The sequence below is a fragment of the Vibrio sp. 10N.222.49.A3 genome, assembly GCF_041475145.1.
GTDB classification, from domain to species: domain Bacteria; phylum Pseudomonadota; class Gammaproteobacteria; order Enterobacterales; family Vibrionaceae; genus Vibrio; species Vibrio tasmaniensis_A.
Genome location: NZ_JBFRVM010000015.1, coordinates 77,644 through 88,508, shown reverse-complemented (window position 1 = coordinate 88,508; position 10,865 = coordinate 77,644). Strand labels below are relative to the sequence as shown.

General features: G+C 44.4%; 9 protein-coding genes. 6 read left to right on the top strand and 3 right to left on the bottom strand.

The features are described 5' to 3' along the window. Positions 1-107 precede the first annotated feature (107 nt). Both AB4589_RS01800 and AB4589_RS01795 read left to right on the top strand, forming a co-directional pair. Complete coding sequence (locus AB4589_RS01800; RefSeq protein WP_371694497.1) at positions 108-422, top strand: cupin domain-containing protein; 315 nt, start codon at positions 108-110, stop codon at positions 420-422. A gap of 53 nt (positions 423-475) precedes the next feature. Next, a complete protein-coding gene (locus tag AB4589_RS01795; RefSeq protein WP_371694496.1) occupies positions 476-943 on the top strand; it encodes a GNAT family N-acetyltransferase in 468 nt (155 codons plus the stop codon). Positions 944-1,070: 127 nt separating this feature from the next. Here AB4589_RS01795 and AB4589_RS01790 read toward each other — a convergent pair whose 3' ends face one another. Then, the gene (locus tag AB4589_RS01790) at positions 1,071-1,568 is read right to left on the bottom strand and encodes a fasciclin domain-containing protein (protein WP_009844953.1); all 498 of its coding nucleotides are present in this window, start codon (positions 1,566-1,568) and stop codon (positions 1,071-1,073) included. Positions 1,569-2,049: 481 nt separating this feature from the next. On the opposite strand from AB4589_RS01790, the gene AB4589_RS01785 reads away from it, so the two are divergent. Further along, positions 2,050-2,544 carry a GNAT family N-acetyltransferase gene (locus AB4589_RS01785; protein ID WP_372099156.1) on the top strand — a complete coding sequence of 165 codons (495 nt, stop codon included), beginning with the start codon at positions 2,050-2,052 and terminating at the stop codon, positions 2,542-2,544. Between the two features lie 105 nt (positions 2,545-2,649). Here AB4589_RS01785 and AB4589_RS01780 read toward each other — a convergent pair whose 3' ends face one another. Further along, positions 2,650-3,303, bottom strand: coding sequence for a DUF2057 family protein (locus AB4589_RS01780; protein WP_372099155.1), 654 nt, complete (start codon positions 3,301-3,303; stop codon positions 2,650-2,652). 289 nt (positions 3,304-3,592) lie between these two features. Further along, on the bottom strand, positions 3,593-5,155 hold the full coding sequence (locus AB4589_RS01775) for an arylsulfatase (protein WP_372099154.1): 1,563 nt from the start codon (positions 5,153-5,155) through the stop codon (positions 3,593-3,595). 346 nt (positions 5,156-5,501) lie between these two features. Here AB4589_RS01775 and AB4589_RS01770 point away from each other — a divergent pair, with 346 nt between their 5' ends. From AB4589_RS01770 to AB4589_RS01760, 3 genes are all read left to right on the top strand, one after another. Next, positions 5,502-7,049 (top strand): arylsulfatase, encoded by a 1,548-nt coding sequence (locus tag AB4589_RS01770; protein ID WP_029222847.1) that lies wholly within the window; start codon positions 5,502-5,504, stop codon positions 7,047-7,049. 207 nt (positions 7,050-7,256) lie between these two features. Then, complete coding sequence (locus tag AB4589_RS01765) at positions 7,257-9,689, top strand: tetratricopeptide repeat protein (RefSeq protein ID WP_372099153.1); 2,433 nt, start codon at positions 7,257-7,259, stop codon at positions 9,687-9,689. A 184-nt stretch (positions 9,690-9,873) separates the two neighbouring features. After that, complete coding sequence (locus AB4589_RS01760) at positions 9,874-10,857, top strand: MoxR family ATPase (protein ID WP_017094550.1); 984 nt, start codon at positions 9,874-9,876, stop codon at positions 10,855-10,857. Positions 10,858-10,865: the final 8 nt, after the last annotated feature.

The following is a 10,865-nucleotide window of genomic DNA, read 5'->3' as shown; positions in this document are numbered from 1 at the left end:
TAGCTTATAGCTTATAGCTCAGGCGCTCAGGAAGCTAGGCTTTAGATAAAACGATAAAACGATAAAGCACTGCACCATATTCATCTAACAAGGATTAGGAGAGAGCGATGTCAAATATCTACTCGGATGTGCCTTCGTCAATACCCGACGAAATCTTCAACGACATCATTACTACTGAGAATGTGCGGATTGAAAGAATAATATCTCATGGGCACCGTTCTCCAGAACAAGGTTGGTATGACCAAAATGAAAACGAATGGGTTATGGTGCTAGAGGGGCAAGGTGTTATTGAGTTCGAAGACGGACGTGTCGTTACCTTGTCTAAAGGGGATTACATCAATATTGCCGCGAGAGAGAAGCACAAGGTTGTAGGTACGGATAGAGACGTTGTGACTATTTGGCTAGCTGTGTTTTATCGTTAGTATTGCTATCAAGTAGCGAATAGGCAATCAGCAATACATGAAAGGACTGTGTCGTGGTTAGAATTCGAAATTACCAAGTTAGTGATGCCAAAGCATTATGGGAGATCTATTTCCATACTGTTCGAAATATTAACGTTCGAGACTATTCTCAAGAACAAGTTGAGGCTTGGGCTCCAAGTGACTTTGACTCCGAGGTGTGGGAAAAGTGTCTGCATCGTATCCAACCTTTTGTTGCGGAGTTGGATGGCCACATTGTTGGCTATACTGACCTGCAACCAAATGGGTTGATTGACCACTTCTTTTGTCATCATGAATATCAAGGTAAAGGTGTAGGGCGAGCTTTGATGGAGCATGTATTCGAGATTGGTCGATTTCGTGGTGTATCGAGATACTTCTCTGAGGTGAGTATTACCGCTATGCCTTTCTATGAGCACCTTGGCTTTAAGTTAGTGAATGAACAGGAAGTCGAAATACGTGGCGTTAAGCTGACTAATTACGTGATGGAGAAAACCACTAAGTAGCCATTAACGTTATGTCTAGTGTAGGTAAAATTGGATATGCTCAACGCTTAGCCCAGTAGGTTAAAAAGGGTGTGAATTGTCACACCCTCAAAGAGTTTGGTTTGCCTGAGACTTTCTTTCTATTTGATTATTTCGGGAGCAAGACCGTATCGATTACGTGGATTACACCATTGCTTGCTTCCACATCAGCCGCAATCACTTTTGCATTGTTAACCATAACCGTGCCATCGCTTACGCTTATCATCACGTTTTGACCTTGGATTGTTGTCGCTTTGTCTATTTTCATAACGTCTGCCGCCATCACTTTCCCTGCGACTACATGATAAGTTAGCACTGCGACTAATTTGTCTTTGTTTTCCGGTTTCAAAAGCATATCGACAGTACCATCTGGCAACTTGGCAAATGCTTCATCGGTTGGTGCGAAAACGGTAAAAGGTCCTTCTCCTTTCAAAGTATCTACAAGTCCACCCGCTTTAACAGCAGCTACAAGTGTATTGAAAGAGCCATTTCCTACTGCGACATCGACGATATCTTTTTTCATCTCATGATGATTGGCGTTAGCGAATGCACTAAAAAAAAGTGCAGCGACAAGAAGAGATAGAGACTTGCTAATTTTATTAATCATGTTGGAATCCTTTGAGTTTGTCCGTTATTTTCGTCAGGTATTACGAAAGGCTCAAAGCGATGGATCAATTTATACCAATCACAGTAAATTAGTGATCAAAAATAGCGCAGGAAAAAAGCTTGAGAACAAGGCTGCTCTTTTCAATAAATAGTTTCGATAAGTAGTTATTCTACAATCAAAAAACCTAACGACGTTATCGAGATTTTTAACAAGCTAGGGTGAACAGTTATTTACTACGATTGGTATTATTATACCTTTGAGCTATTTGCTTCGAGAGCGAACTTTACTCTATGGACAGGCGAGTGAGGGCCTTCAATGGTGCATTTTTAGTATTTGAGTTTGTTATTTATGGGCTGTGGCGACTGTTTTATGGGCTATGACGATTATTCAATTATTTCTGTCACTTACGGTTGTAGCTACTCGTTACTATCCGTAATATGAAAATTAGCTTAAGGATAGAAATAGACAGTAAGGAATCACTTTGGAAATACAAATTAGACATCTTGAAACCACAGACAACCAAGACCTTTTTGATATTTATCGTCATTCATCAGTATCAGAAAATACCTCACAAAAACCTTTCCTTAGCTCTGATCAAGTGGAGCGATTGTTTGGTCATTCAGACCATTTCACTTTAGTCGCAGAAGTGTCAGGTAAAGTCGTTGGGCACATTACCTTATTCATGACGACTAAGGTGAGAGACCGACACAGTGCTGGCTTAGGGATTGCGATTCACCCTGATGCACATGGTAAAGGGATTGGGAAGGCATTAATGAAAGAAGCGATTAATCAGGCTGATAATTGGCTTAATCTTGTCCGTCTGGAGCTAGAGGTTCATGCCGATAACAACGCCGCCATTACTTTGTATGAACGAGTGGGTTTTCAGTTAGAAGGCACTAAAAGGCTGAGTACATTCAAAGGCGGGAAATACATTGATATGTTGTTGATGTCGAGGATTAGACCTGATTATCGTTGATTGTTAGACCTATAACGTCCTATTTAGATGAAATCAAAGAAGCTGGCAGTGTGCCAGCTTCTTTGGTTTGAACGAGATATTTTATAGACTTGTTCGTAATCGAATCTACTTGTTCACGTAATCTTTGAATTTCTGCTTCGTTTCAGCATCGGCTTTTTCGTACCAAAAATACAACATTTCTTCAGCTGTGTTAGCCGCATTTCCATCAATTTTTGCTGGAAGTGTTACAGGTTGAACAACCGCCGCTGTTGCGCCTGCTGTTGTACCTATAGCTAGCGCAGCAATGCCGTCTTTCTGGTTGTATTCTTTTGCTTCTTGAGGGTATTTACGTCCAATTTGCATACCGTCTTTAACTAGCTTGTCTTGCTTAACGCTGATTTCATTCTGGTTCTCGTCAACAAGGCTCCACTCTAAGTTTTTAAACCCAGATTTTGCTTCTGCTGTGTTGCGGTATTTTGGCAGATCGAAAGTCAGTGTGGTATCAGTCGCATCGAATGTTGCGATAACAGCGTCGCTGTCTACGAATTCACGATCGTTACCTTTATCAAATGCAAGTTGATATTGGAATACGATTTGGTTTTGACCATCTGGTAACGTCAGTGTTTTATGAGAAGAGAATAAGCCGCCGTCTAAGTCAGGCTTAGCTTCGTTAACCGCTAGAATATCAACACTGGATGGAACTTGGATTTCAACGTCAGCTAATACTGAAGGTGCAGCAACGATAGCTGAGAGTAGGGCAATGCTTTGGATTGTCTTCATAATCATACAGTTGTTAGGGTGAGTTAAAATACAATCGCACGCATATCTCTGTATTTCAAGTGATGTCCGTGGGATTTGAAAAAATTTGCGTAATCTTAACGTAACGGTCATAAACGAGGCGAGTTACAAGGCTATGCGAGTAAATGTATGCGGATAACCTTGTTCGTCACTCGTTTGTTAAAGGCTTATGTGGGACAGTTTTCATTGTTGATATACTGAAAAGCCGTGATAGCACTTGAGCTATCACGGCTTTGTTTCGCTTTCCTAGGGTTGGTTAAGCTTTAGCTAATTATTTAGCTTGCGCTGCTGCGGCTTCTAGTTGCTTAAGTTTACCTTGAAGCATGTACGCATTCTGGTTGAAGTTACCAGGGTTCAACACTTGGCTTTGCTGCATTGGGTAGTCAGGTAGTGTGTTCATGAACTCCTGTACTTTGCCGCCTACTGGTACGAATAGCCACATATTGTCTGCCATCCAGCGTAGGTACATGCCCGATTCGTGTGGTGCTTTTTCGAATGGGTCAGCACGTAGGTGAACGACTTGAGGCCAGTTTGGTTGGAAGCGAACTGCATCAACAATGTTCCCGTCCATTACTGCGAAAGAAATCTTGAAGTCATTCCAACGTACCGCGTTTAACTCAGCGTTTGCAGAGAAGTAAAGCATGCTGTCACGAGGGCCTTTTTCTTCTTTACCTTCGAAGTAAGGTAGGAAGTTGTAACCATCTAGGTGTACACGCCAATTTTTGCCGTTGTAAGTCGCACCTTTGTCAGAAGCCAGTTTATCAACCACTTTATCATCACCAGCGGCTGCTAGTAGAGTCGGGATCCAGTCTTGGTGACCCATGATGTCGTTGATCTTAGTTCCCGGCTTGATAGTACCAGGCCAGCGAACTAACTGAGGAACACGCATACCGCCTTCGTAAGTTGTACCTTTCTCCCCGTGGAAGTAAGTAGCACCGCCATCAGGCCAAGAAACTGTCTCTGCACCGTTATCGGTAGAGTAGATTACGATAGTGTTGTCTGCGATCTTAAGCTCATCAAGTTTGTCTAGGAGGATACCCACTTGGTCATCGTGCTCTAACATGCCATCTGCGTAGATGCTGATACCCGACGCGCCTTGGTATTTCTCTTGTAGACGAGTCCAAACGTGCATGCGAGTCGTGTTGTGCCAGATGAAGAATGGTTTGTCAGCTTTCACCGCTTTTTCCATGAATGCTAAAGATTCTTCTAGGAACTCTTCATCCGCATGCTCCATACGCTTACGCGTCATAGGGCCTGTATCTTCAATCTTACCGTCAGAAGTCGACTTGATTACACCACGAGGGCCAAAGTTCTTACGGAACTCAGGATCTTTAGGGTAGTAGTATGTCTCTGGCTCTTCTTCCGCATTTAGGTGATAAAGGTTACCAAAGAACTGGTCGAAACCGTGGTTCGTTGGAAGATGCTTATCTTGGTCACCCATGTGGTTTTTACCGAACTGAGCTGTCATGTAGCCCTGTTCTTTAAGAAGGTCTGCGATAGTTGGAGCCCAATCAGGGATACCATGGTCAGAGCCCGGCATACCGATAGTCAGTAGACCTGTACGGAAAGGTTCTTGACCGGTTAGGAATGCAGCACGGCCAGCAGTACACGATTGTTGACCGTAGTGGTCAGTAAATAGTGCGCCTTCGTTAGCAATACGGTCGATGTTAGGTGTTTCGTAACCCATCATACCGTTGTTGTATGCACTGATGTTGAATACACCAATGTCATCACCCCAGATAGCAAGAATGTTTGGTTTTTCTGCTGCTGTTGCCGCTGAAGAAGCTGCTAATAAGCCAACACCTAATGCTAGTTTATTAATTTTAGTACCCATAAGGACTCCAATTCACTTTTAAGATTAATGCGTTAGAACAACACATCGATGAGCAAATGTTATTCTCAAAATTCCGTTCCGTCCTTTTATAGTGCTTATAACCAATCGTTATGATGTCTAGTTAACTTATTGATTCATATCAGTTCTAGTGTGTTACCAGAACAACCCCTTAGTTTGTATGTGTGATCCTTATCATGTTTGTTGCCGTAAACCATATCGATGACTTCTGTATCCATATCTTGATGAAAATGACAAAAAGATTAATAGCTTAGGTAATCTCGCGTATGCGCAAAAAATGAACTATACGTTGTAGGGCAGGATGCAAATAACTTACGAAGAGGTTTCTATGACAGCGAAGTATGGCGCTAAACGTCGATTAGCGATTTTGGGTACAGCAATGATGGCCGCGTCTAGCGCCACTTTTGCAGCAGAAAAGCCAAATATATTGGTCATTTGGGGGGACGACATTGGTCAATCCAATGTGAGTGCGTACACATTTGGCTTAATGGGTTACCGCACTCCAAATATTGATAGCATCGCCAAAGAAGGCATGATGTTTACCGATTATTATGCGGAGCAGTCTTGTACCGCAGGTCGCTCAACGTTCATCACGGGTCAAAGTGTTCTTAGAACGGGTTTAAGTAAAGTAGGCCTTCCAGGAGCAGACATTGGTTTGCAAGCGGAGGATGCAACGATTGCAGAAATGCTTAAACCTATGGGGTACATGACAGGTCAATTTGGTAAAAACCACCTTGGCGATAAAGATGAATTCCTTCCAACAGCACACGGGTTTGACGAATTTTTTGGCAACCTTTACCACCTGAATGCTGAAGAAGAACCGGAGAATGAAGATTACCCAACTGACCCAGAGTTCCGTAAGAAATTTGGCCCTCGTGGTGTGATCAAATCATTCGCAGATGGCAAGATTGAAGATACAGGCCCACTAACGCGTAAGCGTATGGAAACGGTCGATGAAGAAACACTAGACGCGGCACTTGATTTCATGGATCGCGCAGTGAAAGCGGACAAACCATTCTTCGTTTGGTGGAACGCAACAAGAATGCACTTTAGAACGCACGTGCAGCCAGATAGCAAAGGTGTAACCGGCATCAGTAATTACGCTGATGGTATGGTTGAGCACGATCGACACGTTGGACAACTATTGAAGCAAGTGGATGAGTTGGGCATCAAAGACAACACCATCGTTTTCTACTCAACGGATAACGGTCCACACATGAACTCTTGGCCTGATGCCGGTACAACGCCGTTCCGTGGTGAGAAAAACACCAACTGGGAAGGCGCATACCGTGTACCAGCAATGGTTCGTTGGCCAGGAAAGATTGAACCGGGCAGTGTTTCAAATGAAATCATGCACCACATGGACTGGATGCCAACCTTCGTTGCAGCTGCTGGTGATGATCAGATCAAAGAGAAACTACTGAAAGGTCATACTGCGGGTGATAAAACGTTTAAAGTTCATCTAGATGGCTACAACTTCCTTCCTTACCTAACCGGTGAAGAAGAGAAAGGTCGTCGTTCGGAGATCTTCTACTTTACCGATGACGGTGACCTTGCGGCACTTCGTTACAACCAATGGAAAGCGGTGTTCATGGAGCAGCGTGCGACGGGTACCATGCAAATTTGGGCAGAACCATTTGTAACGTTACGTCTTCCTAAGCTGTTTAACCTCCGAATGGACCCATACGAAAACGCAGATATCACATCGAATACTTACTATGACTGGTTGTTAGACCATGCCTATATGTTCGTTCCTGCGCAAGCGTATGTTGGCAAGTTCTTAGAAACCTTTGCTGAATATCCACCACGTCAAAAAGCAGCAAGCTTTAGCTTGGATCAGGTTATGGAAAAACTTCAAGAGAACCATAATAAGTAAGCTTTGGTTTATTGAAACTGATGTTTGATGAAACTGGTAACACGAAAGAGCTCTTCGGAGCTCTTTTTTTATGAGCATATCGATGAGTAGATATCAGTCGTGAATATGAATCACAACTATCGAGCCCACTGCCACTAAATAATTGTAATTTCATTGTTTTTACGTCTACCTTATTAAGCATAAGGATGTATAAAAACAAGGAATGTTATGTCTGCATGGTTGTGCTCACTAGTGAACGGATTGAAACACCAGCGAGTTGCAGTATTATCCGCAATGTTGTCTTTACCTATGTTGTCGACACTCAGTATCAGTGTGAATGCTAATGAACAAGCTCCAACGATCACTGAAGCTACGCTTATTGGTTCAGGAACTTTAGATGCCAGCTCTCCCAAGGCTACGTATGTCGGTTCTGAAGCATGCGTTGACTGTCACAGCGAAGAAGTGGAAGCGTGGCAAGGCTCTCATCATGATATGGCGATGAAACACGCGACTGATGAGTCCGTTTTGGGCGACTTCAACGATCAAACCGTGACTCATAAAGGAAAGCCCAACCGTTTTTTTCGCAAGGGTGATGAGTTTTGGGTCAACATCGAAGGGCCGGACGGTCAATTCAACGATTACAAAATCAGCTATACCTTTGCCTTCGAGCCTCTACAACAGTACATGGTTGAGTTTGAAGACGGACGCGTACAGTTGATTCCTTTCACTTGGGATTCTCGCACCGAGGACGAAGGCGGCCAACGCTGGTTTCACCTTTACCCTGATACCACCAACACCGATGAGTTTTACTGGACCAACAGTGGCCAGAACTGGAACTTCATGTGTGCCGATTGCCATTCAACAAACCTAGAAAAGAACTACGACAGCGCAAGCAACACCTACAACACCACTTGGTCCGAGATTAATGTTGGTTGTGAGGCGTGTCATGGCCCTGCGAGTGAGCACGTTGAGCAGGCCCAGCTAGCAAAAGCTCAATTGACCAAAGATCAGTCAGCAAAAAACAAGTTAGCCAAATCTAACGGCGGAAAGGACGTTCAAATTTCGGCGCATTATGGTTTCGACCGTGATTTGTCGAAGTCGGTGAAAGAGTGGATCTACCAAGAGGGCAACTCAACCCTGCAACCAAAAGACATCATCCATACCAACCAAGTTCAAACCTGTGCTCAATGCCACAGCCGACGTACTCAGTTAAATGAAACGGGTGACCACGTGAACGGGTCTTTCTTCGATAAGTATCGCTTGAGCTTGATTACCCCTGAGCTTTACCACAACGATGGTCAAATCTACGATGAAGATTACGTTTACGGATCTTTCCTTCAATCCGTGATGGCTGAAAAAGGCGTCACATGTACTAACTGCCACGATCCCCATACCGCTGAACTAAAAATTGCCGAAGAAGCGGTGTGTAGCCAATGTCACATTGCATCAGAGTACACGCCTGAAAAGCACACCTTCCACGAGGCGAATACCGAAGCTTCACAATGTACCACTTGTCACATGCCTGAGACGACTTACATGGAGGTCGACCCAAGACGCGACCACAGTTGGCATATCCCGCGTCCTGATATTAGCCAACACATTAAAACGCCGAACGTGTGTACTAGCTGTCATGAAGATCAAACCGACCAGTGGGCAGATAAGCAAATCGGTGAGTGGTTCCCAGATTCTAAGTATCGTAATCAGCAGCATTTTGCCGTTGCCTTTTATGCTGACTCAATAGGGCACCGAGGTGCAGAGGATGCGTTGGCATACTCGGCTCAGGACTCCAGCTTAAGCAATATCATTCGTGCATCGAGCTTAGAACGTTTGGGCGGCAATACGGGTAAGAATACGCTTATCTCGCTAGCAAGAGCGGTGAAACATGATGATGAGATGATCCGTTTAGGCGTTGTGCAAGGCTCGTCTGGTTTCCCATTCACTGACCGTTGGCAGATTCTAGAGCCGCTACTGAAAGACCCTGTATTATCGATTCGTTCAGAAACCGCAGGTGCATTGGTACGTTATTGGGGAGAAATGAATCCTCTGCAGAAAGACCAAATCAAGCCTACATTGGAAGAGTACATTGAGATACAGCAATTTAATGCCGATAGAGGATTTGGACGTACTAACCTAGGCAACGTTTACCGAGATTTAGGTCAGCACGATAAAGCGATTGAGTTCTATCAAGGTGCTATCGAGATTGAGCCTTACTTCGAAAACAGCTACGCCAACTTGGCGGATTTGTATCGAGCGCAAGGTAACGAAGCAAAAGCGTTGTCGACCTTGAAGCAAGGTATTGAAGCTCAGCCTAAATCGAGTGTTTTGCCATACAGCACAGGGTTATCTCTGCTTCGTGTAAAAGATTACGAACAAGCAACGGAGTACCTTAAACAAGCTGCTGAAACTGCACAAACCGACCCACAATATTGGTATGTGTACGGATTGGCTTTGGAGAAATCGGATGTGCTTGCGGCAAGTCAATCACTGCACAAGGCTTACCAATTTAGCCGCAACCCACAGCACTTGTATGCCCAGTGTGAAGTGTTGGCGCGAAACAGCCATATACCGGGCGTACCAAAGGCGTTTGAGCAATGTATTTCATCACTGAGCAAAGTGGCACCGCCGGAGGCCATTAACCAATTGAAAGCTAAGTTTGAATAAAGCGATGAGGTGAGTTTGGCTATTGTGCTTGCTGCTTATTCCGCTTGTAACCAATTATCGCGCTTATGAGCAATTATCACGTTTATAATTTATCGCGCTGATGAACAATTATCACGTGTATAACTAATAGTTATGGGGCTTGTGAGTAGGATGTACGCAGCCAGATTGAATTAAGGGAAGACCTATGAACCATGCACAACAAGCAATAAACCAACTGATTGAACAAACAGAGAAAAGTGTTATCGGTCAGAGCCACGTCGTTCGGGCTCTGGTGATAGGGTTATTGACTAATGGGCATGTGCTTTTAGAGGGACTTCCCGGTACAGCGAAAACTCGTTCAGTGAAATCGCTGGCGAACCTACTGAACACCAGTTTTGGTCGAATTCAGTTTACGCCTGACCTGCTGCCATCAGATGTAACCGGTACAGAAGTGTATCAAGAGCTTGATGGCAAGCCTCAGCTGCATTTCCAACCGGGTCCTATTTTTAATAGCATCGTTCTGGCCGATGAAGTGAACCGTGCGCCCGCAAAGGTACAAGCGGCTTTACTTGAAGCGATGGCGGAAGGGACGATAACAGTAGGCGGCCAAACTCACATCCTTCCGGATTTGTTCATGGTCTTGGCGACTCAAAACCCGGTTGAACAAGAAGGTACATATCCGCTACCTGAGGCGCAGATGGACCGTTTCATCATGAAAGTGACGGTCGACTACCCAGAAGACGAAGCGGAACGCGACATTATTCGATTGGTGCGCAGTGAAGAGCTGGGCAGCGAGACGAGTTCAGAATTAGTCACCCCACAGCATATTGAACCTGAATTGGTACTTGAAGCGCGCCGCCAACTTCCAGATATTGCGGTTTCTGATTTAGTTGAAAACTACATTGTGGCTTTGGTGATGGCGACTCGTAAGCCAGAGCGTTACCCAGAATCAAATTTGTCTAAATGGATAGAGATTGGTTCAAGCCCACGAGCATCAATCTCATTAGATAAATGTGCCCGCGCTTATGCGTGGCTACAGGGGCGTGACCACGTCACGTTAGATGATGTGCGTGCAATGCTACCCACCGTACTAGGACATCGATTCTCGTTGTCTTATGACGCATTGGCCGATGGTGTTGACCATCAAAGAGTGGTTGAAGAGCTGCTTGATAATGTTGAGATCGGATAACAAGGGGG

What these genes read in the sequence shown, in the direction of transcription:
- AB4589_RS01780 (WP_372099155.1), bottom strand. Translation starts at nt 3,303, where the DNA reads ATGAAGACAATCCAAAGCATTGCCCTACTCTCAGCTATCGTTGCTGCA.
- AB4589_RS01800 (WP_371694497.1), top strand. Translation starts at nt 108, where the DNA reads ATGTCAAATATCTACTCGGATGTGCCTTCGTCAATACCCGACGAAATC.
- AB4589_RS01765 (WP_372099153.1), top strand. Translation starts at nt 7,257, where the DNA reads ATGTCTGCATGGTTGTGCTCACTAGTGAACGGATTGAAACACCAGCGA.
- AB4589_RS01790 (WP_009844953.1), bottom strand. Translation starts at nt 1,568, where the DNA reads ATGATTAATAAAATTAGCAAGTCTCTATCTCTTCTTGTCGCTGCACTT.
- AB4589_RS01770 (WP_029222847.1), top strand. Translation starts at nt 5,502, where the DNA reads ATGACAGCGAAGTATGGCGCTAAACGTCGATTAGCGATTTTGGGTACA.
- AB4589_RS01760 (WP_017094550.1), top strand. Translation starts at nt 9,874, where the DNA reads ATGAACCATGCACAACAAGCAATAAACCAACTGATTGAACAAACAGAG.
- AB4589_RS01775 (WP_372099154.1), bottom strand. Translation starts at nt 5,155, where the DNA reads ATGGGTACTAAAATTAATAAACTAGCATTAGGTGTTGGCTTATTAGCA.